The sequence below is a fragment of the Streptomyces sp. NBC_00178 genome (assembly GCF_036206005.1).
GTDB lineage: Bacteria > Actinomycetota > Actinomycetes > Streptomycetales > Streptomycetaceae > Streptomyces.
In genome coordinates, this window is the sequence record NZ_CP108143.1 from 88,203 (window position 1) to 109,257 (window position 21,055).

The window sequence follows — 21,055 nt, forward strand, 5'->3', positions numbered from 1 at the left end:
GCCGCGGCCACTCGGGGCTCGATCACGCGCCGTACACCCGCAACTCCGAGAGCTGGCCGGCCGGCCAGCCGGTGTTGGCCGTGAAGATCAGGCGCAGGTGACGTGCAGTCGCGCCGGTGGGCAGGGTCAGGATGGCGGTGTTCCCGGTGGATGGGTCGAAGGTGTACGGGGAGGCGCCGAGCAGGGAGGTATAGGACGTGCCGTTGGTACTGCCCTGGACGGTGATGGTCTGGGTGCGGGTGGCCCAGGCGGTGGCCGGGGGGAGGGTCAGCACGATGTCGCGGGCGCCGATGGCGGTGCCCAGGTCGACCTCAAGCCACTGCGGGAAGGAATTGTTGGCACTCTCCCAGTATGTGTGCGGGCTGCCGTCGACCGCGTTTCCCGGGCCGTAGGACTGGGTGGAGCTGCTTGCCGTCGCCGGTCGGTGCAGAGCCCGGTTGACGATGGCGGAGCCGTTGGTGGTCACGACGACCTGAGTCGACGGTTCCGAGACGGTGCCGGCCGCGTCGACGGCCTGGACGTCGAAGGTGTACGAGGTCGACGCGGTGAGCCCGGTCACCGTGAACGCGGAGACGTTCGCAGGGGTGGTTCCGATCGGGGTGGCCGTGCCGTCAGTGATCCGGCGGATGCGGTAAGCCGTTACGCCCACGTTGTCGGTGGAGGCGGTCCAGGCGAGCGCCACGGTGGTATCGGATACTGCGGTCACCCGGAAGTTCCCCGGCACGGTGGGCGGTTCGGCGTCGCCACCGAGAACCGGCGGTGTGGGCCGGAGAGGGGTGAGGGGGGTCTGGCCCTTCAGCATCCGACCGCCGTCGCCGGTCAGGCGGAGGTAGTAGTCGGAGGAGCAGGCGATTCCGTCCTCGTCGAGTGCGAGGAAGCCCGAGCCGGCCGGTACCCAGGCCTGGGACTCGGCGGTCTTGGCGATCTGGTTTCCCTCGTTGTACTCGTCGAACATGGAGATGTAGACGCTCGGTACCCCGGCCCGGCCCATGTTGTAGAACTGTCGCCACATGAAGTCGCCATGAGCGCGTTGGCGTTCGGTGACGCCGCCGGGCAGCACGCAGGGCTGGTAGTCGATGCCGTGTGCGGCACATTCGGTGAGGTCGGGCACCGTCGCTACGTTGTAGAAGTGGTCGGCTTCTCCCGCGTTGCCGATACGGCCGACCAGCCAGGGCGAGAGCATGTCGAAGGCGTGGTAGACGCCGGAGAACCCCGGCCGGGAGTCCCGGTCACCCGTCCGCCACCAGGTCGGGACACCGCCGACCACGTAACATCCCTGCGTTTTGAACCAGTTGACGACATCCAAGCACTGGTCCGGGGTGAAGGGGCGCTGGGCATCATTGAAGCCGAAGCCCCAGATGCAGACCACCGGCTTGCCGTTCTGCTTCGCGTAGGCGGGCGAGGCCGTATGGGATCGCATCTTGGCGGTCCAGTCAGCCTTGATGTCGCTCTGCATGGTCGTCCAGTCCGAGACGTCATACATGATGTAGAACTTCACCCCCTGGGACTCGGCTGCGCTGCGCACTCTGGCGGCCATGGCGTCGCGGGTCGGGCCCTCGCCGCCGGTGGGGTTGAAGCGCTGGAGAGCAGCGGTGTCGATGCCGTACTCCTTCATCCAGCGGAAGTGCAGGTCGACCGTCGACTGGTCGTAGGAGGAGAACAGCGAGGCCGGCTGCCCGTTGCCGAGGTTGCTGAAGGCGGTGAGGTAAGTGGTCGGATAGTCACGCACATCGGGCCAGGCGACGATGGCCTTGTTGCTCGTGGACGGTGACTGGCCCCAGTTCTGAGCCCAGTGCCACCAGCCGTTTATCGGAGCGCTGTCCCCGGCGCAGGCGAACCATCCCTGGTACCCCACAGTCACCTTGCCGACCACGTCGCCGGGCGGACTCGCCGCGACAGCGGGGCGGGCCAGTGCGGTCTGTCCCAGCCCCACGGCGCTGACGGCCCCTGCCGCTGTGACCGCTTGCAGGATCGCACGACGTGTAACACCCATCTGCTTCCTCCGACTATGACGAACTCGCTGGCGGCCGACTGAATCGTCCATGCCGACAGGGTGGGGCGGTGACACGGAAGCGTATTGTCAGGGACACGAAGACGCAATGCGCGGCGCAGAACTTGCAAAAAGACGCGAAGGTTGAGAAACAGGCCGACCGTCTCAGTCAGACCGCCAGGCTGCGGACGAAGCAACCGGCCGCTGCCGGACGTGGGGTGCGGCGGCCGGGGACAGGAAGGACCACCACGCCATGCTCGATATCAACGGTCCGCACAGCCTCACCTGCACCGTTCGCGCGGGTCAGGTCCGTCCGCAAGCGCAGCACGGGCGACCAGCTCTCGGCCGGCAGGCCGTCACGCCCACCGGCACGGTGACCGGCGCGGAGAAGCGCGCACGCGGTCACATCCCGGGGCCGCTCCACTCCGACGTGGGCAGCTCTTACAGTGCCTTCGTCCAGGCGGCACGGCTGGTCGCCACGGTCGGCATCTGACATAAGGTCACATCTTGACAGGCAGCCAACGGCCTCTGCCCGCCGCTCAGATCAGCTGCACCAACACGATCACGGTCGGCGGTGGCCCTGCGACCAGCCGGGGCCCACCTCGAGGCCGAACTCGTCCTCTACCGGATCCAGAGCAGCGAGGGCGTCATCGGAATCCTCCTCCGTCTCGTCCTCCCGGAAGAATCCAGCTCGCCCCAGAGCCGCGTTTAGTCGGTCGGGGCCGAACTGCTCACAGGCTCGAGCATCCACGTGCCGCAGGTCGCGACAACTTCACCATCACAAGCCTGGGTAACACGTGTGGACCAGCCCTCGAGGGGGTGCTGCGGCTGAGCCGTCATGCGACCAGGCGCAGCCAGGCCGCCGCTAGTGCGGCGTGGCCGGCCGGTGTCGGGTGTACACCGTCTGCGGCCCAGTGTTCCGGCCCGACCGTCGCGGAGAGCTCGGCGAACATGTCGTCGGCGGGGAGCAGATGGGCGCCGTACGTGCGGGCCAGCTTGCGCACGACCTTGATCTTGGGGTTCAGGTCGGTACGCCATTCCTTTCGCTCGGCGTCCCCGATGAGCGCGTAACCGGCGCCGGCCTCGACGACACCGTGGATCGGCAGGAGGAAGGGCTCGATGAGAACCAGCTGCGTGCCGGCTTCGGCGAGGGGCGCGAGTAGACGCTCATAACCCGCCTCGAACTCCTCCACGGTGATCACGTATCCCTTCGGGTCCAGTGTGTGCCAACCCATGTCGTTGACTCCGACGAGGATCGACACCACGTCCGGGCGTGCGTCGAGTACGTCTGCCTGCCAGCGGGCTTCGAGATCCATCACCTTGTGGCCTCCGATCCCGGTGTTCAGCCAGGTAACGGGCCGATCCGGGTGCCTGAGGCCCCACTCGCCCGCGACGCGCAGCGGGTAGCCGAACCCGAGACCGTCCTCGATCTCCCGTCGTTGGCAGTCGGTGATCGAATCGCCGGTGAACATCACGGTTGTTCCCGGACGGAGGGTGATGGACATGTGTGCGCTCCTTGGACTCGGCGAAGGGGAGGACCAGTCGAAAGGTGTCAGGGCCCGCCGACATCGGACCTACGGTTCCCCGATACGCCGCCGACTCCACGACACCTGGCCGCAGCCGTGCGAGGACGCGGGTCTCGACGCGCGGACTCCGACGGTTGCCGGAAGTTGGTGCGGAGAAGCGCGTGGCCGCTGTGCACGGCGCCCCGCTGATCTGCAGGCTTGAGCATCAACTCCTCAAAAGGCAGCCCGTGATTGCGACTCCCTCGTGCTCCTCCGGCCCGTGGGAAGTTTCGACACCGCCCACCGTGCCTCCGAACCCCGAGAGGGAAGGCGGCCGTCCACATACGACGGCCGCCCCCCTGTCAGGAAGCGCTCATCGGTCGGACGAGGGCTCCAATTTGCTGTCGTGACAGTTGTGCGGTGCCGTCACCGGATTGCAGCGCACCGGGTCGTTGCCGGGCAGCTCGGCCACGAAGTCGCTGCTGTAGCGGGCGGCCATGCCGACGCTCGGGAAGTCCGTCGTCACCATCTGCGCGCCGCTGGCCAGTGCCGTCCGGACTCGGCTGGACTCGTTGCCGATGACCGTCTTCAGCGGCTCGTCCGACCGGGTGCGGACGATGTAGCCCCGCTCGACCAGGTCGCGGATGACGGCCTCGTTCGCGCCACGCGGGTCGTTGACCATCGTGATGGCCGCATCCGCGTCTCCGGGGTTGCCACGGGTGAAGACCGCACGGCCCTGCAGGCTCGGGTGCCCGTCGAGGTACATGTCGCGAAGGGTGCCCGGGCCGCCGTTGTCGAAGAAGAACATCACCTTGCCGCGCGCCTGGTTGAGGGTCGGCCAGCCCTTCTTCAGGACCGACTGCTCCAGCGTCATGCCAGGGCGGCGCAGGTCGTCTGCGGTGATCAACTGTGACTCGGAGAAGACCGAGCGGATCTCCTCGTCGACGTCGTCGAGGAGTTTGCCGCTCCATGCGGGGCTGACCGCGCCGCCCAACTGCTCCCAGCGGTCGTCGGTCTGCTTGAGCTCCAGCTGCAAGATGATCGGCACGTGCTGGGGATGGTCCTCGGACCAGGTCTTCACCTGCTGCATGCAGACGACGAAAGTGCGGCAGGTCGAGTTGTAGTCCTGGTCGGCGACGTGGATGACCTTCATGCCCGGTGCGGCCATCGCGGGGTCATCGATCGGGCCGAGACCTGCCCGCTTTCGAGCCAGCGGGTGTTGGTACAGGCCGCCGTCGGGGTCGGGGAGCAGGTCGAACTCGAGCGCGCGCACGTTCTGGCGGCCCAGCAGGTCGGGGACGGACGCGTGCGAGTAGAAGCCCCATGACGGGTAGCCGGGGTCGATCTTGATCGACTCGGCCAGTTCGACGCCCTGCATCTCCCGGTGGAACGCGTTGTGGGCGCCCATGAACTGGATCTCGTTCATGCGCACTTTGCCGGATTGCGTGGCGGCGCTCGCAGCGTCCGGGTCCGGCTGATGCGCCGAGACGGCGCTCGGCGCTACGGCGCTCGTGAAGACGGTCGTCAACACGGCAGCAAGTATGACGCCCAGGCGGGCACGAGTGATCATCAGTCCTCCATAAGTGATAACCCCCGCAAACTAGAGATCAGTTATGTCCCGGCAGTGCCTTCCACTCTCTGGAAGATCACCGGCAGAGTGAATCCTGTGTGAACTGGCGGCAGGATCCGGAGCCGGCAGGACCACGCGCTCCTCGGACGCGAGTGCGGTGCGACAGCAGGGGTTCGCTCGGCGCGAATGACGCGCTGCCACCGCCCGGTTCAGGACGGTGCCGTTGCCATCCCGGGCGGTCACACATGCCCGATCGAGGCGGCACTCGCGGTCATGCTGTACACGCTGCGCACCTGTGCCGCCAGGATCGGTGTCCCTGCGAAGATCGCAGGCGCTCCGAGGCGTCGGGCCCGGCGCCGACTACGTACAAGATCCGGGAGTTCGGCACGGCCCGGGCAAGATCCTGGACACCATGGACGGGTCGGCTGGTGGCGGCCCCGTTTCACATGGTCCTGGTGGGCACGAAGGCACACATCCCGCTGGGCCACCGCATCGAAGGTGCCACGCACCTGAACCACGGACTTGAGGTCAGTTCGAAGGCGGGGGGGACGATTTCGCCCTTACGCCGGACATCCCGCCACAGTCGGCTGCGACTCCAGCCACCTGGCCCTCATGCGTACGCCTGGCATACGGCACGGCAGCCGGCCAGCATCCTCCAAGGACCGTCTACTGCCCCCATCCGCTCTGGCACTGGTACTCAAGCGCAGGCCTCGACGAAGCGCTGCTCGGAGACACCCTCAGGCCGCGAACTCCGGGTTCGGCAGGACACATCACCCGCGCGGCAAACCGCTCACATGCCGGCACTTTTGTGGACTTTCGACCGATTGGGCAGCTGGTCTTCCCCCTCCGCCACTGCAGCAGCGGGGCACCACCCGCGTCTCAGAGCCGTCCAAGCATCGGCATCAACACGATCTTGCGGGTAGAAAGATCAAATGTATGGCAGGCGACGGCCACTTCAGGCCGTCGCCTGCCCCGGGCCGAGGGTCCCAGGCCCGTCCCCGGCCGCCGGAGAGACCTTGAAGTCCCTCCGGCGGTCACCTGTGGACCGTCAGCAACTGTCCGTCCATTCGTGCGAGGCAATGTTGTCGTTCACCGACTTGCCGTAGCCCTCCCACCACGACCAGCCGTGGCTGAAGACCTCACGGCCGAGCGTCAGGTCCAGCCACATGTCGCCGTTGCCGAGGCACGCGTACACGCCGCTCTGGTCCTCGTTGTAGTACAGGTTGACGTCGTCGTAGTCACCGGCGTACCCCCGGTTCTCCACCGAGGAGACGAGGTTGCGCAGCGGCGGGCAACCAGGGCCCGGATAGTCCCAGTTCCGGTTGGCCCCGCTCCAGGCGCAATGACCGCCCTCCCGGTAGGGATGCTCCCAGACGTGCAGTTTTCCGTCGGGTGCGGCCGCGGCGAGGGTGCGGGACTCTCTCGGTGCCGGCTCGGAGGCCTGGGCCGTGGGAATCGCGAATGCGACCGCCATGAAGGCCACCACACCGGCCAGTGAAGCGAGCTTGCTCACGTCGTGTTCCTCTCGTTGACTGCTTTCGGGTTACTCAGCCGCGGCGGACGATGTCCCGGGCCCGGCTCAGCGCCGCGCGCTCGAGCACTCGGCGATCCTCGACCTCGGCGCGATGGTGTGATTCCAGTTCCTCCTGATGTGCACGGCTCACCTTTCGGACTGCTGCGGCCAGGCCCGAGGTCTGCGCACACGCGGCCTCAGCCCGGGCCGTGGCGAACTCACCTGCCTCCGGGCGCCGTGCGAAACGGTCGCGTGCCTCCTGAGGCATGTCGTACGGGTGGCCCTCTTCCCGCATGCAGATGGCCCACTGCCGAGTGCTGGGTACGAGCTCGGGGTCGCCGGCGGCCACTGCCATGGCCGATCGATGCAGGGCGTCAGTGACCTTCTTGGCGCGGTACCAGGCGTGGAGATCGGCGTAGAGCATGCGCTGGGCGTCGGAGGCGCATCCTTCATCGCTGTGCCGGACCTTGCCCATCCCGGGAATGTCGGCTTCCAGCCCTTCCGCGGTCGTCCCGTTGAGTGCCGTGACCGCGGCCGCCTTGCCAGCCTTCGTGAGTCCTTCGAAATAGGAACGGTTGGGATCGCGGCGAGCCAATTCATCCCTGCGTTCCCGGACGCCTCGGCCGTATCCGTTTGCGGCAGCCCACTGTTCGTCGTCGATGACGTAAGGGAACAACCGCTCAACGGGTACGGGAAGTTCTGGAGTGACCCAGAAGGAGAAGCCCGCCCTGCGCATACAATCGCGCGTAAGTATCTTCTCCGCCTGGGCCAGCACCTCTCGCTCTGTGACTGTGACACCTCGTGGCAACTGTTCTCGTTGAGATTCATCCGAACCGCTCGGTGCGCAGGCCGTAGTCCATAGGGCAGTTACGGACAGGAGAGCGGCAAGGACCCGGGAGGCCGCTCCGTAGCGGGAAATGCACCGGCGATCAACGCGCGAGCTGGGTCCGCTGTCGTTCCCGGCGGCCTGCCGGACCGTGCTGTCATGGACTCTGCGCAGGCGAAGGCGTGCGGGCATGCGTGGTGGTCCCCCTCTGTGCCGCCATTTCCCGTCTGCTGGGGATCGTCGCTGCACGACAGGGAACCGGTAGCGCTCCCGTAACCGTCTTCCGACCGGTGACAGAGCACTAAGCCGCCCCCCGTGTGCACCGTCACTCCGATCAGGACGGCCCATTGACTGTCGCATGGCCGATGCAGGCTTGTCGCGCAAATCGAAGCATGGGATGCGTGCTGATCGATACATTATTGATTATGACTGCATGTTGAAACACGAAAGGGTTCATGGGATGAGAGTGCCCCGCTCCAAGGAACCAAGCATTCATCAGCTTCGTCTCTATCTCGCGTTGAGCGAAGAGCTCCATTTCGGTCAAGCCGCCGCCCGTCTGTTCATCACGCAACCGGCACTGAGCCAGCAAATCAGGGAGCTGGAAAAGCGTTTGGGGGTGCGCGTGGTGGAGCGGACGAGTCGGGCGCTCACGCTGACCGACGAAGGGCAGGCACTGCTGCCCGAAGCCCGTGCGGCGGTCGCGGCCGTCGACCGGCTCAGGCGCGTCGCCGATGCACAGTTACGGCAGACGTCCAGACGACTCATCGTGGGAACCATCGGCGCTGAGGCCTCAATGACGCACACCCGCGCCGTCCTTCGCCTGCTCAAGGAACGCCACCCGGCAACGACTTTGGATCTGGTCAACCTCAGCTTCGGCGATCACATGGGCGCACTGGCTCAACAGGAGGTCGATGTGATCTTCCTCCGCCCTCCGGTGACGGACGACATCGAACTGCACCACCTGGCCACCGAACCACGCGTGGCCTGCCTCGCAGCCGATCACCCCCTGGCAGCGCTGCCGCAACTCAGCCTGGCCCAGCTCTCCGGCGTCCCCGTGGTAGACGTGCCTGTCCAGGTCCCGCGGATGTGGTGGGACTTCTGGGCGGTCGACCCCCGCCCGGACGGCTCTCGTGTGCGATACGGGCCAGTGGTCACCGACATGGAGTCGCTTCTGCACACGGTGGCCACCGGGGAAGCGATGTGCTTTCTCCCGGCCGCCGCCTGTGAGTACTTCCCGCGCCCGGGCATCCGGTACATCAAGGTGGTCGACCTCGAGCCCTCCACATCCGCTGTCGCCTGGTTGCGTCGACGGCGCTGCGAATCGACCATCAAGGCGGTTCGGCTCGCTGCCCGTGAAGTCACCGACATGGCCGGCGACAGCCTCTGAGTACGCCTCGAGCAGCGCCCCGTCGTCTCGCGCACGGCGGAGCACGCCAGAGAAGTGACACGGTGGTGTGCGCGGTCGAAGAGACTCGGGTGGGGACAGGGCTGGCTGCCGCCGCGAGCAACCCCTGTCCATGGGTGCTGTTCTGACGGGCGGTCGCAGCCCGAAGGAAGGGGGATGCCTGCCCGGGCGGGTCCCCGTGCCCTTCAGGGGGGTGCTCGCGACGGCGGGGCCGGAGGGGCCACTTGCGACACCGGTGCGGTAGTGCTGATCGTCCTTACCGAACACTGGCTGCGGCGCGAGGGGGTTAGCACCGCGTCAGTTCTCGACCCGAGCCGACGAGTAGCCGGACATGAGGATCGCTGTCGGGCTTGGTCGGTCGGCCTTCGGCGGCGACGGGTGTTCTGGACGCGATCCCTCACCTCACGACGCCAGAAGGTGGATCGACCAGAAGCCCTGACGGTAGGTAGTGCCGTGTCAGGCAATGTTCGCCCTGCTCTGTTGGGTGGGTTTCGGCCTGGTAGCGTCGGTCTCTTCGGCCGGGTGCAGTCGGCTGGAGTCTTGATGGGGTGCACGGTGACTTCTCCAGATGGCGATTCCCTTGCCGCTGCGGTTGCGAGGGTCGCGACGACCTTCGGCGGCATAACTGTCCAAGCGGACGAGACCATGTGCGGCCGGTGCTTCAATGAGGTCGAGATCGAGCTGCTGCGGACTCCTGACGCCCGCCTCCCGACGGATCTTGTCGGCCGGGTCGCGCGGAAAGATCCCTTCCACTGGGAGGACCAGCCCGCGATCATCCGTCGGATCCTGCCGCAGCTCGTCGTGGTGCTCGCCGAGGGCGCCGTCGATTCGGCTCTCATGGCTCGTGGACTGGCTGCGGCGGGCTGGTCACGGTGGCCCCGCGAGCAGGCGGGCGCAGTGGCCGGTTTCCTGGAGGCATGGTGGACACAGGTCCTGCGGATGAAGTCGCCACCGACCCCGGCGTACGAGGTCTTCGAGAGCTGTGTGACCGCGAGTTCCTCGGTCGCCCCGTGGCTCGCCCGTTGGGAGGCAGAAAGGGGCACGATCGCCCGCCGCCATCTGACTGAGGGCGTCGGATGGTGGCGGGAGGAGTTGATGTCCGACGACTCGCCGTTCACCTGGTGGCGGGGCACCGCGACGGAGGAACGGGCCGCCTGGCACGAGGTGAAGACATGGCTGGCGGCTCAGACCCAGGCAACCCTGCTGCCGGCGGACGGACTGTGGCCTGACCGGCAGTAACCGCCGACGAGGTCGGGTTCAGGCGACATTCGCTCTGGCCACGACCTTCCGGAGGCACTGGTCAGCAGTGTGAGCGCTCCGCCAGACGATGTAGCGACGGAGAATGCCGCCCCCACCGACAACAAGCGCCTCGCTGCCATCGTGAGTAAGGCGAACGTCGCCTGACCACACCCGTGGACGCCTCACCACAGATGAAGGAAGCTCCGGACATCGTCATATCCATCGAGAGCCCGACCGTCCACGTCCGAGGGGTCCACTTCAGCACGGGCCGCAAGCGACGCCGCCAGCACAAGAGCCCCGTCGCCCAGACGCCCGAAACGCCGAGCAGCGTGCCCCAAGCACAGGCCCGCCAGCCCGAGCAGAGGGCTTCCTGGAACAGCCCGCATCCCGACCTCCGCACACCAGTGCTCGACGAACACCTGATCGTCGTCGTTCAACGCGGTCCCGACCAGGACGCTTGCTGCCTCGGCCTCCGCCGAGCGGTCACACAGGGCCCGTTCCAACACCTCCGCCACCGCCTCGTGAGGCAGCGCGGAAGGGTTCTCGAAGATCAGATGCGAGTGCATCCCGCGAGACTACGCGCCCCGGGCGAGCCACGCTCGACCTGCCTGAACAGGGCGAACGTTGCCTGATGCGGCAGTAGTTACTCGCACGGCGCCCCCGTGCCGCTGGTTCAGCTCCCTCGAGCCTGTCAGCCCCACCCACGCCGTCGGATCCACGATCAGCGGGGGCGCAGCGCGACCATCAGGTCACCCGGCCCCTCCGCAGGCTGTCAGCCTCACACTCACAAAAGCTTCGTCCCCTCACCCGCCCCCGCTCCGAACACGGGACAGCCTCGCCGATGAACTCCGGCACAGACCTGATGCTCCTTGTGCGCGAGCCCCGGCTCCACGGGAGTCGCAGTCGAGGCCCGTCAAACCCTCGCCGCGCCCCCGGCCGCCCCTGAAGCGGCCGGGGCCAGAGGCAGGAAAGTGCCCTTCCTCAAGCCGATGAGGGTGCGAATCGCAAGAGCCGCCAGAGCCAGTGTGATGACCGCCAGGGCGACATACGTCAGCGCTCTGCGGCCGTCCACCTGCTCCACGTCCAGCCAGTGGATTCCGTTGGTGAAGGCTGCCGCGTACGAGAAGGAGAAGGCCCAGTGGCCCGGGCCGAAGGGCACACGCGCGTAGACGCCGACCAGACAGATCTGGACCAGAGCCATCAGGATCGCGTAACCGCCGAGGAACTCGGCCACGAAGTCGAGCCGGCCACCGTTGATGGCGAACCACGCGTTTCCGGCAACCACCGGTGGGGCGATTTCGATCGCCAGAGTCGGCAGGAGCGGCGGTGGCAGCATCGGCTGTGTGAAGAGCCGAAGGAGGAGAATCGACCCGAGGACGAACCAGCAGACGACCCCGTATCCGAACATCACATGCGCCAATGTCGTCCATCCCAGGGCAGCGCTGCAGGCAGCTGCGATCAGACCGCCCGCGACCGTGGGAAGGAAGTACCCGGGGTGCCACTGGGCGAGATCGGTATCGGCGCGGATCCACACACTGGTCAGCCATCCGCCCAACGCGACCGTGAGCACAAGGCTTACCGCGTAGACAACCTCCCCCGCCACGCGGGCGTGCGATGCCAGCGCCACGCCCAGCAGCATGGGCACGATGACCACGAGCGCGGTGAAGGGCCCGGTGGTCGCATTCGCCACCTCCGTGCGCAACCGCCCCTGTGAGATCGCGTTGCGCAGGTACGCCGCGAGCGTCCCCAGCCAGATCAACGCTGTCAGAATCCACAGAACATGGGACGGCCAACCAGGTGTGCCAACGGTGTCCACCGCGGCACTCCAGGCCTGCGCGAGACCGGCAAAACCGAAACCGATACCGAACAGGTTGGGCAAGAGCTGGTATCGCGACGTTCGCGTCCGCGTCATAGCGCCTCAATCCCACCGGTGAGCCTGTCGGCTGCCACTTGTATCCCGAAAGATGCCAGGAACACGAAGCCTTCGCTTATGCCGCTGGCCAGATCTCCCGAATGGCCGCATGCAGCGCGGCGCGTCCCCGCACCATGAACTCCATCAGAAGTCGCTGTCCCGCCGCTGGCAGCGAACAAGAACTGGGGCTCCAGCACAAGCGGAGATCACCGCTCTCGAGAACTCAGCCGTCGTGTCGGCTGAGCATGGAAGGAGGACATCACCCCGCTCCCACGCCGCTCTCACCGATCTCCCCCAGATATCTCATTCGATGAGGGGCTACTGCGGCGGCCTGCACGCTGCCTGCGAAGAGTGCGACACAGCCCCCTCCAGCCCCACCCGCGCGCGTACACGTATGGGACGGGAGTCGTCGCGTCTGCCGGTGCAGAGGTTGGCGTCCGTGGGCGCTGAGCCACGGCCGGCAGGAGGGCGGCGAAAGGAATCCACTGACCACTAATTCCAGGACCTGGAACGATCCCCACCAGTCACCTACAGGCCGACGGAAAGCAAAATCTCAAGCCATGCAATCGCAATCGCCGGCCTTTGCGGCAGAGATGAGACCTGCCCGAAACCGTTGACCTCTCGCCCGATTCCTTTCCTCAGGCGGAATCAACCGCTACTCGTGCGAGAAGCGTTGCGGTGGCGGAAGGAACAGCTCAAGCCCCGGCCGGATCGATGCGCTTGGGCGCGAACAGCAGCGCGGCGGGACGAGCCGGCCATGCATCTCGGGGATGGGATTCCTGTCATGCACCCTGCTACACCGCGCCCACTCCCCCTCTGGTCGCAGGCATGCGTGACCCCGCCGAGCCATACTAGTTGCATCTTGCAGTAATCTCGTCCACGCGCGCGTACCTGGCGCGCATCTCATTCCATGAGACCGAAAGGGTGTGCTGTAAATGCTGCGTAATGGACTGGAGCCTTGGCACCTGTTGGTAGTGGCGGTCGTCGTCATCGCGCTGTTCGGTTCGAAGAGGCTGCCGGACACAGCCCGAGCGATGGGGCAGTCGCTGCGCATACTCAAGAGCGAGACCCGAGCCATGAAAGAGGATGACCGGTCAGGCGCAGCCCAGGGTGCCGGCAGGGCCGACCGGTCGCCCGTCGAGGCGACCGAGGGTGAGGCCGTCCCGGTTCGAGCCACGGAGGGAAGCCCGACCAGCACCCACTGAACGGCCGAGGGCGGTGCCGACAGGGGTCGGCACCGCCGACGCCGTACCCAGCGAATCACTTCACTCCCCCGCTGTTCGACTCATCCTCCCTACTGGACTGTTCGGGAGGTCGCCGCGCAACACCTGCCGCCACTCCAAGGTCGCTTCTTGGCGGCTTGACCGTTCGTTGACCTTCGCAAATGGCCGATCCGGTTGAGCGGCTTATGCCGGAGGCATGGGTGTTGTTCCGGCGCGTGGTGGCGTACACGGAGATGAGGCGTCCGCAGGGCGGAGGCCTCATCGGGCCGGCAAGGGGGCGGCCGGCGGGACCGAATCCGACCGGCCACGGCAAGCCGGGATCGACAATCCAACTACCCCATGTAGACCCAAGCCCTGCACGCGTGCCTGCGCTGACGCAACGCCAACACCCGCCACGGCGACGGCTTGGCCTCCGAGCGCGCCGCAACTCCCGAACCTGGTTGCCCGCACCGAGCAGCACGCCGCCTGCTATGCCTCGGCGCCGCCCGGCCGCACGCTGCCCGTCCCCGTGTACCGCGAGCGCATTGCGGTGCTCGCGGCCGGGCCGGCGGCGAAGACGAACGCCTCGCTGTCGTCGAGGTTCCGTCCCGTATGGGCGTCGACGAGGACCGGCTCGACCTCCTCGCCGCTGGCGGCATCCACGAGGACCATGGATCGCTCCTGCGGCGCCAGGTGGCGGTTTCCCCAGGCGGCCAGTGCCACGATCACCGGCCGGAGGGAGCGGCCCCGCTCGGTGAGCACGTACTCATAGCGGGCCGGCTTGTGCTGGTAGAGCCGCCGCTCCAGCAGGTTGTCCGCGACCAGCGCCTTCAACCGCGCGGTGAGCATGCTGGTGGAGATGTTCAGATTCTGCTGGAACTGGTCGAAGCGTGAGTAGCCGTCGAAGGCGTCGTGCAAGATCAGCAGAGTCCACCACTCGCCGACGTGCTGCACCGTCGTCGACAGCGGACACTCCCGGTCCTCCAGTCGTACGCGGCTCGGCATGCCATCCTCCAAAGGTTACTGCTAATGTGAAAGTGACTTGATTCTATTTTAGCAGTCTCTGAACCTGTGGACACCCCTGCGTGCCCACAGGTCGGTGCCCGATCCGCAGACCGTGACCGCACGCACGGACACACAGGAGGAACCCATGGCCCAGAACCGCACGTCCATCGATCCCAGCGAGTTGCCCGAAGCCATCACCCGCTACCTGACGGGCCGCGCCGCCAAGGACGTCTCCGCTGCCGCCCCGGCCTTCGCGCCGCGCGCCACGGTCACCGACGACGGACACACCTACGAGGGAGTCGAGGCCATCACACGATGGCTCTCGCAGACCGACAGCGAGTACACGTACACGACCACCCTCACCGGTGCGGAACGCGACACAACCGACCGGTACACCGTCCACCAGCACCTCGAAGGAAACTTCCCCGGCGGGGAGGTCGGCCTGCACTTCCGCTTCGTCCTCGCCGACGGACTGATCAGCGAACTGAGCATCGCCCCCTGACCACTCCCGGCCATTGCGGCCACTGCGGCCACTGCGGCCACTGCGGAGGGTGGTCCCGTGGACGGCTTTTTCGCGCTGCGGCTCGGCTCGCCGGCCTCCCGCGCCACGAGGCAGGCCAGTGGCGCAAAAGGCCGGTCATGCGCGCGAAGCGCGCGGGCCTTCTCGGGCGCGGCTGTGGGGTCGGCAGAGTATCGCCTCCGGACCCCAGCGATCGCGGCGCAATCCGAGGCTCCCTGGTGACGCTGCTCACCGAGCCACCACCCACTGCCGGCTCGCATGTCATGCCGCCGCCCTGGTCGGTGCGACTGCCGGACACCGCCGCGTCTCGGGCCGGGCCCGCGGTTGGGGCGGTGGGCACGCAAGGTCCGTGCGCGAGGCCTCACGCCGCGGGTCACCGAATTGCCTCGTCTTCGTGTCACACGCCGCGATCGGGTGCGCCCATGTCTCCCGTGGCGGGGATGCCGTCCGCGAGCCCGTAGCGGAGGTACACGGTGCCTTGCGGACCGGCGACGGGAGGTGCGAGGAGGGCGAGGTTGGTGGGTACCGCACCGCCGTCGAACATCTTCTTCCCGACGCCGAGCGTGATCGGATGAAGCCAGAGGTCGAGGCGGTCGAAGAGCTTCTCGCGCAGAAGGCTCTGGACGAGGTTCAGACTTCCGACGACTTTCACGTGCGCGTGCCGGTCCCGGATCTCTCTCACCGAGTCGGCGAGGTCCGTGCCGAGTTGCGTGGACCCCGCCCACGGGAGGTCAGGTGTGCCGCGAGACGCAACGTACTTCGGGACGCTGTTGAACAGTGTGGCGATCTCGTTGTCCTGGCCGCCCTCCTGGTGAGGCCAGTACGCGGCGAACAGGTCGTACGTCCGCCGGCCGAGCAGGAGAGCGTTTGTGCCCTCGTACGCGGCAGCGACCTGCGCCCCGGCGACGTCGTCCAGCAGGGGGGCCTGCCAGCCGCCGTAGGGGAATCCCTCCGGGTCTTCGTCAGGGCCGCCGGGCGCCTGGCCGACCAGGTCGAGGGTGGTGAACAGTTCGATATGGATGAGGCCCATGGCTAGCTCCCGCTGAGTCGCTTTACCCCTTCATGAGGTAGACCCGCGCTGTCCCGCGAACTCATCGCCGCGGCGGATGCCGGCTCCCGGTTTCCCTGCGGGGTGACGTACGGGAAGGCGGCCTCGTGAAGGCCGGCTGCAGCACCCCCCTCCGGGCTGCTTGCCGAGAACGGCTCAGGTGCCGTCCGTGGCCTCAGCCATGCGTGCGTGTCCCGGGTCGGCCGCGTCCTGGGGCATCGCGCCCCCGCGCTCGCGCGACAACCAGGCCGCCCGTGGGTGCAGGAGGGGCGAGCTCGTACGGATCGGTGTGTTCCGTCAGCAGGCCCTCCTCACCACGCACAGCCCGCCGACTGGTGGGCGAGAGCTGGTTTCCGCAGGGCTCGCACACGCGGCTCGTACCGCGCGCGCACGACACACGGGTAGGAGCGGTGGATCAGGGGTTCGACCGCCGGCGAATGGGAAGCTGCGCCCTATGCCAGATCATGCACGGTTCTCCGTTCCCGCATCCCTCCGCAGCGCCCGCGCCCTTTCCACGAAGAAGCGCAGAGCCTCGCGAACCGCTGTCGCGTGCGCGGCGGCAGCCTTGCTTGCCACGGTCACGGCCGGCTGTGGAGACGACGGCGACGGCGGATCCTCCTCCGCCTCCAGCGCCCCCGCTTCGCCCTCGGTGACCGAGAATCCGGTCTCCTCCCCGCCGGCCACGCCGCCAGCCACACCGACGGCCACCACCGCGTCTCCCACGGAGTCGAAGCCCGCTTCCACAACGTCACCCAGTGGCGGAGCGGGGACACCTGAGCGCTGCGCGGCCGGCGACCTGAAGCCGCGGCTGGGCTCCGCCGATGTGGGAGCGGGCAACATCCGGTTCGACCTCGAGCTCATCAACGAGGGCGACGCCCCCTGCTCACTGCAGGGCTTCCCCGGCGTCTCACTTCTCCGGGGCGACGGCAGCACGATCGGTGTTCCCGCCACCCGTGAGGGGGCACAGGGCACGCTGGTGAAACTGGCACCCGGCAAGAGTGCGCACGCCACCCTGCACACCCTCAACAAGGGCATCAAAGGCCCGGACTGCTGGCCGGCGCCCACCCTGCTCAAGGTGTTCCCGCCCGGGCTCAAGGACTCGCTCACTCTGCGATCGTCCACGCCGGTCGTCTGCGGTGACACGTTCACCGTGACCGCACTCCGAGCCGAGTAGTCACGGGTTCCGGGCCGACTGGACGCTCAGCCCTTTCGCGCACGCGCCCCCGCCGTACACGCGACGGGCGCGGCGGTGAGTTGCAGGCTCCCCCGCCGCACCGCAAGGTACGGACTGCCACCCAACTGCCTGACGCCGCAGTCCCTTTCTGACAGTCTGTGTCAGAGGCCTGCACGGCAAAGCGGGGCGGCCCCGGATGGTCCGGCGCATCCGGGTCCGCCCCCGGCAGGACAGGGGGAAGAGGCGGGCATGGAGTGGTTCTGGTGGGTGCTCATCATCTTCTGGACGGGCGGCTTCGCGTGGGCCGCCGACAACGTCCGCACCGCCCTGCGCAATCGGCATGAGCGGAAGCTGCAGCTACTTGAGGCAGCGAAGCAGGAACGTCTGGCCATCGAGGCGGCGCACAAGGCGCCGGAACCGGTGTGCGGATGCACGCACCACCTGGCCAAGCACGACAAGGAAGGCCGGTGCCACGAACGCGTGGAGGTGCCGACCGCGTGGGACGAGACCAAGAAGCCGCTGCGGTACGAGGCCGGCCGGTGCAACTGTCAGCAGTACGTGGGACCCCTGCCCCTGTCACAGGTGTACGCGGAGGACCTCACGGATCTCGCCTGACAGCAACGGCGGACCCGGGGCGCACGGCGACCACCGACGTCCGCCGCAGGAGATCCCCGGCCCGGCGGGCCGGCCAACGGCTCCTCGTGGCGGGCGTGGCCGGTGCCGTCCAAGGTTCACGCTCGGGGTCCTGGTGCCTGCCTTCGCGCACGGATGAGGGGGCGCCCCTCCCCCTGAAGCCGGAGCCGACCCCGTCGTCCTCGCTCCCGCGAGTCCGAACTCGTGCTGCCACCCACACAGCTCGGCGGACGGCGGGCCAGAGTCCTCGGCCACCGTCCCTCTGTGTGCGTCACGCTCCGCACTGCGTGGTGATCACCTGTGCTGCGGTCCGTAGAGCGCGCGGGACCCACAGGGAACCGCAGGCGGTCATCACCAAGTCGGTCGCGTCCGGGTCTCCCTGACACTGCGCCTGGTTCCTACGCCCTTGCCTCCACGAGTCTGCTTGACAGGTTTAGTTAATGAGATTAGCTTGTGGCTAACGTCATTAGCTTTTATCAGCTTGCACCCCTGGAGATGTCATGACCGAGTACCTTGCCGTCGATGGCGGGACGATCGCTTACGAGGTGGCGGGGTCCGGCCCGCTGGTCGTGCTCGCGCACGGCATCGGCGACAGCCGCGCCGCCTACCGTTCCGTGATCCCGCAGCTGGTGGCGGCGGGCTACCGGGTCGCCGCGGTCGACCTGCGCGGCTGCGGCGAGTCCAGCGTCGACTGGTCGGACTGGAGCCGTACCGCCGTCGCCGGAGACCTGCTCGCCGTCATCCGCCACCTGGGCGGCCCGGCCGTGCTCGTGGGCCACTCGTTCTCCGGTGGCGCCGCCACCATCGCCGCGGCCCAGGAGCCCTCGCTGATCACCGCGGTCGTCGAGGTGGCACCGTTCACCCGCAAGCAGACGATCCGCCTCGGGGACCTTCGGGTGAAGCGCTTCAGGCAGGGCATGCTGCGGCTGCTCGGCACGGTCGTGTTCGGCAGCGTGCCGCGCTGGCGCTCGTACCTCGACGTCGCCTACCCCGGCGCGAAGCCGGCCGACTGGGCGGAGCGGCTCGGCCGCATCGACTCCCTGCTGCGGGAGCCGGGCCGGATGAAGGCGCTGCAGGGCATGGGCCGCAACGCACCCACCGACGCCGGAGCTCAGCTCGCAGGTGTCCGCTGCCCGGTCCTGGTCATGATGGGCACGCTCGACCCCGACTGGGCCGACCCGCACGCCGAGGGCTCGGCGATCGTCGAGGCGCTGCCGTCCGGCCTCGGCCGGCTCGAGATGATCGACGGGGCCGGGCACTACCCCCACGACCAGTTGCCCGACCAGGTGGTCTCGCTCATCCTCCCCTTCCTCCGATCGGCCGCTGCCCGTGCCTAGGGTGGGTCTGGACGCGGCGGCCGTGGTCGCGGCCGGTGCCGCCCTGGCGGACGAGGTGGGTTTCGCCGGTCTCACGATGGGTCTCCTGGCCGAGCGGGTGGGGGTGCGCACCCCCTCCCTGTACAAGCACGTGGGCGGCCAGGAAGACCTCAACCGGCGCATCGCGGCGCTGGCGTTGAACGAGGCGGCAGATGCCGTCGGCGGCGCGGTCCAGGGGTACGCGGGCCGCGACGCCCTGGCAGCCGCGGCACGCGCCTTCCGTGCCTTCGTCCTGGACCACCCCGGGCGGTATGCCGCGACGATCGGCGTGGCACCGTCCGGCCCGGACGACCCCCTGGCCTCGGCGGGTCAGCGCCTGCTCGGCGCCTTCACGGCGGTCCTGCGCGGCTACGAGATCGCGGAGCCGGACGTGGACCACGCCCTGCGTACGCTCCGCAGTCTCTGCCACGGCTTCGCCACGCTGCAGGCGGCCAACGGCTTCCAGCTGAGCACCGACATCGACGAGAGCTTCGAGTGGCTGATCGCCATGGCCGACCGGGGCCTGCGCGCCATGTGAGAGTGCTGCTGCCGCCGGCCTTGCCCGAAAGCAGGGCCGAGCCGTTCGCCGGGCCACGACTCCCCCGCCGAGGCCGCCCGGCGCTCCCGGTGCGGTTGGGTGGCGGGCTTCGCCCGGCGGCCGAAGCCGGATTCTCGCCCCCTGGGCCATGGGGGCCGAGTGGTCAGGGCGAGGGAATGCGGAGCTCGTGGCTCTGTTCACGTGCGACCCCGTGAACAGAACCGGCCTCGATCGCTTCCCCTCCCGGATACCTCCGGTTCACGACACGTACCGTCCCCACACCTACGTTCTCGTGCGAAAGCTATGCAATTCATGAGGAGCTGTTGTGAACGTACGTGTTCGTAGTGCGCGCTGGGGAGCGCCCGTCGCCGCGGCCGTCGTGGCCGGCCTCGCGACGATGGTGCTGAACCCGACGCTCGGCGCGTCGGCGGCCGCTCCGCAGTCGACGGCGAAGGCGAAGACCCCCGCGGCCAGGAACGTCATCTTCATCAACGGTGACGGCATGGGCGCCGCGATGCGCGAGGCCGCGAGGCTGCACCTCGCCGGCCTGGAGGGCCAGCTGGCGATGGACCGCCTCACGGCGTCCGGTCAGCTCACCACCACCCCCCGCGATCCGAAGGCGGTCGTGACGGACTCCGCCGCGGCGGCCACCGCGTGGGCCACGGGCGAGAAGACCTACAACGGCGCGATCAGCGTCGATGTCGACGGCAACCCGCTGGCGACCCTCGGCCAGCAGGCCAAGGCGGCCGGCAAGGCCACCGGTCTGGTGACGACCGCGCAGGTCACCGACGCGTCGCCGGCGGCGTTCTTCGCCAACACCGCGGACCGTGGCAAGCAGGACGAGATCGCGCGTCAGTACCTGGACGTCAGCAAGCCCGACGTCATCCTGGGCGGTGGCGAGGACTGGTGGCTGCCCGCTGGTACGCCGGGTGCCTTCCAGGACAAGCCGGCCGAGGACCCGTCCGAGGCGAGCAAGGGCAGCAAGGGCAACCTGATCAAGAAGGCTCAGAAGGCCGGTTACTCCTACGTCAACAGCGCGAAGGGCCTGAGCAAGGCCAAGGACGGCAAGCTCCTCGGGCTGTTCAGCAACGAGGAGATGTTCCAGCAGCGCCCCGAGGGCCAGGGTGACGTCTACAGCCCGGTCGTGGACCTGGGCACGATGACCAGCAAGGCGCTGACCAACCTGGACAAGAACAAGAAGGGCTTCTTCCTCATGGTCGAGGAGGAAGGCACGGACGAGTTCGCCCACTCCGACAACGGAACTCGCGTCCTCCAGTCGATGCAGCAGCTGGAGAAGGCCGTCGCCGTGGCGCGTGCGTACATCGCGACGCACCCCGACACGCTGCTGGTCGTCACCGGTGACCACGAGACCGGCGGTCTCTCGGTCGAGGACGTCGACGCCGCCGACGAGTCCGGCGACGGCATCTCCGCCGAGGACGGTCCGTTCTCGATCCGCGGCAGCGACCGCACGTTCACCATGGACTGGACCACCTCGGGCCACACCAGCGTGGACGTGCCGGTGACGGCGAGCGGCCCGCTCTCCGAGGAGTTCTCGGGCAAGCACCCGAACACGTACGTCCACGACGTGCTCAAGCAGGTACTGGCGCCGCGCCGCTGAAC

20 protein-coding genes are annotated in these 21,055 nt (G+C 67.9%); 10 read left to right on the forward strand and 10 right to left on the reverse strand.

Annotated features, from left to right (window positions below):
* Positions 1-22: 22 nt before the first annotated feature.
* Positions 23-1,993, reverse strand: a complete 1,971-nt coding sequence (locus OHT61_RS00345; protein WP_329033937.1) for a discoidin domain-containing protein — start codon at positions 1,991-1,993, stop codon at positions 23-25.
* A 250-nt stretch (positions 1,994-2,243) separates the two neighbouring features.
* Between OHT61_RS00345 and OHT61_RS00350 the strand changes: the two genes are divergently transcribed.
* Complete coding sequence (locus OHT61_RS00350; protein ID WP_329033939.1) at positions 2,244-2,483, forward strand: hypothetical protein; 240 nt, start codon at positions 2,244-2,246, stop codon at positions 2,481-2,483.
* A gap of 343 nt (positions 2,484-2,826) precedes the next feature.
* Here OHT61_RS00350 and OHT61_RS00355 read toward each other — a convergent pair whose 3' ends face one another.
* The 4 genes from OHT61_RS00355 to OHT61_RS00370 form a co-directional block, all read right to left on the reverse strand.
* Positions 2,827-3,495 (reverse strand): SGNH/GDSL hydrolase family protein, encoded by a 669-nt coding sequence (locus tag OHT61_RS00355; protein WP_329033941.1) that lies wholly within the window; start codon positions 3,493-3,495, stop codon positions 2,827-2,829.
* A 373-nt stretch (positions 3,496-3,868) separates the two neighbouring features.
* Positions 3,869-4,921 carry a phosphatidylinositol-specific phospholipase C1-like protein gene (locus OHT61_RS00360; protein WP_329033944.1) on the reverse strand — a complete coding sequence of 351 codons (1,053 nt, stop codon included), beginning with the start codon at positions 4,919-4,921 and terminating at the stop codon, positions 3,869-3,871.
* A 1,192-nt stretch (positions 4,922-6,113) separates the two neighbouring features.
* Positions 6,114-6,578 (reverse strand): hypothetical protein, encoded by a 465-nt coding sequence (locus OHT61_RS00365; RefSeq protein WP_329033946.1) that lies wholly within the window; start codon positions 6,576-6,578, stop codon positions 6,114-6,116.
* Positions 6,579-6,612: 34 nt separating this feature from the next.
* Positions 6,613-7,353, reverse strand: coding sequence for a hypothetical protein (locus OHT61_RS00370; protein WP_329033949.1), 741 nt, complete (start codon positions 7,351-7,353; stop codon positions 6,613-6,615).
* Positions 7,354-7,864: 511 nt separating this feature from the next.
* Here OHT61_RS00370 and OHT61_RS00375 point away from each other — a divergent pair.
* Positions 7,865-8,791: a LysR family transcriptional regulator gene (locus OHT61_RS00375; protein WP_329043030.1), complete on the forward strand. Its 927-nt coding sequence runs from the start codon at positions 7,865-7,867 to the stop codon at positions 8,789-8,791.
* Between the two features lie 663 nt (positions 8,792-9,454).
* Positions 9,455-10,048, forward strand: a complete 594-nt coding sequence (locus tag OHT61_RS00380) for a hypothetical protein (protein ID WP_329033950.1) — start codon at positions 9,455-9,457, stop codon at positions 10,046-10,048.
* A gap of 182 nt (positions 10,049-10,230) precedes the next feature.
* Here OHT61_RS00380 and OHT61_RS00385 read toward each other — a convergent pair whose 3' ends face one another.
* Positions 10,231-10,614 carry a hypothetical protein gene (locus tag OHT61_RS00385; protein ID WP_329033951.1) on the reverse strand — a complete coding sequence of 128 codons (384 nt, stop codon included), beginning with the start codon at positions 10,612-10,614 and terminating at the stop codon, positions 10,231-10,233.
* A 347-nt stretch (positions 10,615-10,961) separates the two neighbouring features.
* Positions 10,962-11,927 (reverse strand): TDT family transporter, encoded by a 966-nt coding sequence (locus OHT61_RS00390; RefSeq protein ID WP_329033953.1) that lies wholly within the window; start codon positions 11,925-11,927, stop codon positions 10,962-10,964.
* Between the two features lie 968 nt (positions 11,928-12,895).
* On the opposite strand from OHT61_RS00390, the gene tatA reads away from it, so the two are divergent.
* Entirely contained in the window at positions 12,896-13,165 is a 270-nt protein-coding gene (tatA, locus tag OHT61_RS00395) for a Sec-independent protein translocase subunit TatA (protein WP_329033954.1), read from the forward strand.
* 486 nt (positions 13,166-13,651) lie between these two features.
* Here tatA and OHT61_RS00400 read toward each other — a convergent pair whose 3' ends face one another.
* Positions 13,652-14,167, reverse strand: coding sequence for a winged helix-turn-helix transcriptional regulator (locus tag OHT61_RS00400; protein ID WP_329033956.1), 516 nt, complete (start codon positions 14,165-14,167; stop codon positions 13,652-13,654).
* 145 nt (positions 14,168-14,312) lie between these two features.
* Here OHT61_RS00400 and OHT61_RS00405 point away from each other — a divergent pair, with 145 nt between their 5' ends.
* Entirely contained in the window at positions 14,313-14,669 is a 357-nt protein-coding gene (locus tag OHT61_RS00405) for a nuclear transport factor 2 family protein (protein ID WP_329033958.1), read from the forward strand.
* A 415-nt stretch (positions 14,670-15,084) separates the two neighbouring features.
* Here the strand turns inward: OHT61_RS00405 and OHT61_RS00410 are convergent, their stop codons facing one another.
* Entirely contained in the window at positions 15,085-15,717 is a 633-nt protein-coding gene (locus tag OHT61_RS00410; RefSeq protein WP_329033959.1) for a dihydrofolate reductase family protein, read from the reverse strand.
* Positions 15,718-16,197: 480 nt separating this feature from the next.
* Positions 16,198-16,479: a hypothetical protein gene (locus OHT61_RS00415; RefSeq protein ID WP_329043453.1), complete on the reverse strand. Its 282-nt coding sequence runs from the start codon at positions 16,477-16,479 to the stop codon at positions 16,198-16,200.
* Here OHT61_RS00415 and OHT61_RS00420 point away from each other — a divergent pair.
* From OHT61_RS00420 to OHT61_RS00440, 5 genes are all read left to right on the forward strand, one after another.
* Entirely contained in the window at positions 16,385-16,909 is a 525-nt protein-coding gene (locus OHT61_RS00420; RefSeq protein WP_329033961.1) for a DUF4232 domain-containing protein, read from the forward strand. The genes OHT61_RS00415 and OHT61_RS00420 overlap by 95 nt on opposite strands.
* Positions 16,910-17,158: 249 nt before the next feature.
* Positions 17,159-17,524, forward strand: coding sequence for a hypothetical protein (locus OHT61_RS00425; protein WP_329033962.1), 366 nt, complete (start codon positions 17,159-17,161; stop codon positions 17,522-17,524).
* A 518-nt stretch (positions 17,525-18,042) separates the two neighbouring features.
* Complete coding sequence (locus OHT61_RS00430; RefSeq protein WP_329033964.1) at positions 18,043-18,879, forward strand: alpha/beta fold hydrolase; 837 nt, start codon at positions 18,043-18,045, stop codon at positions 18,877-18,879.
* Between the two features lie 22 nt (positions 18,880-18,901).
* Positions 18,902-19,435 carry a TetR/AcrR family transcriptional regulator gene (locus OHT61_RS00435; RefSeq protein WP_329043031.1) on the forward strand — a complete coding sequence of 178 codons (534 nt, stop codon included), beginning with the start codon at positions 18,902-18,904 and terminating at the stop codon, positions 19,433-19,435.
* Between the two features lie 325 nt (positions 19,436-19,760).
* Positions 19,761-21,053, forward strand: a complete 1,293-nt coding sequence (locus OHT61_RS00440) for an alkaline phosphatase (RefSeq protein ID WP_329033965.1) — start codon at positions 19,761-19,763, stop codon at positions 21,051-21,053.
* Positions 21,054-21,055: the final 2 nt, after the last annotated feature.

What these genes read in the sequence shown, in the direction of transcription:
- OHT61_RS00425 (WP_329033962.1), top strand. Translation starts at nt 17,159, where the DNA reads ATGGAGTGGTTCTGGTGGGTGCTCATCATCTTCTGGACGGGCGGCTTC.
- OHT61_RS00405 (WP_329033958.1), top strand. Translation starts at nt 14,313, where the DNA reads ATGGCCCAGAACCGCACGTCCATCGATCCCAGCGAGTTGCCCGAAGCC.
- OHT61_RS00410 (WP_329033959.1), bottom strand. Translation starts at nt 15,717, where the DNA reads ATGGGCCTCATCCATATCGAACTGTTCACCACCCTCGACCTGGTCGGC.
- OHT61_RS00400 (WP_329033956.1), bottom strand. Translation starts at nt 14,167, where the DNA reads ATGCCGAGCCGCGTACGACTGGAGGACCGGGAGTGTCCGCTGTCGACG.
- OHT61_RS00350 (WP_329033939.1), top strand. Translation starts at nt 2,244, where the DNA reads ATGCTCGATATCAACGGTCCGCACAGCCTCACCTGCACCGTTCGCGCG.
- OHT61_RS00375 (WP_329043030.1), top strand. Translation starts at nt 7,865, where the DNA reads ATGAGAGTGCCCCGCTCCAAGGAACCAAGCATTCATCAGCTTCGTCTC.
- OHT61_RS00360 (WP_329033944.1), bottom strand. Translation starts at nt 4,921, where the DNA reads ATGAACGAGATCCAGTTCATGGGCGCCCACAACGCGTTCCACCGGGAG.
- tatA (WP_329033954.1), top strand. Translation starts at nt 12,896, where the DNA reads ATGCTGCGTAATGGACTGGAGCCTTGGCACCTGTTGGTAGTGGCGGTC.
- OHT61_RS00380 (WP_329033950.1), top strand. Translation starts at nt 9,455, where the DNA reads ATGTGCGGCCGGTGCTTCAATGAGGTCGAGATCGAGCTGCTGCGGACT.
- OHT61_RS00355 (WP_329033941.1), bottom strand. Translation starts at nt 3,495, where the DNA reads ATGTCCATCACCCTCCGTCCGGGAACAACCGTGATGTTCACCGGCGAT.
- OHT61_RS00385 (WP_329033951.1), bottom strand. Translation starts at nt 10,614, where the DNA reads ATGCACTCGCATCTGATCTTCGAGAACCCTTCCGCGCTGCCTCACGAG.
- OHT61_RS00430 (WP_329033964.1), top strand. Translation starts at nt 18,043, where the DNA reads ATGACCGAGTACCTTGCCGTCGATGGCGGGACGATCGCTTACGAGGTG.
- OHT61_RS00345 (WP_329033937.1), bottom strand. Translation starts at nt 1,993, where the DNA reads ATGGGTGTTACACGTCGTGCGATCCTGCAAGCGGTCACAGCGGCAGGG.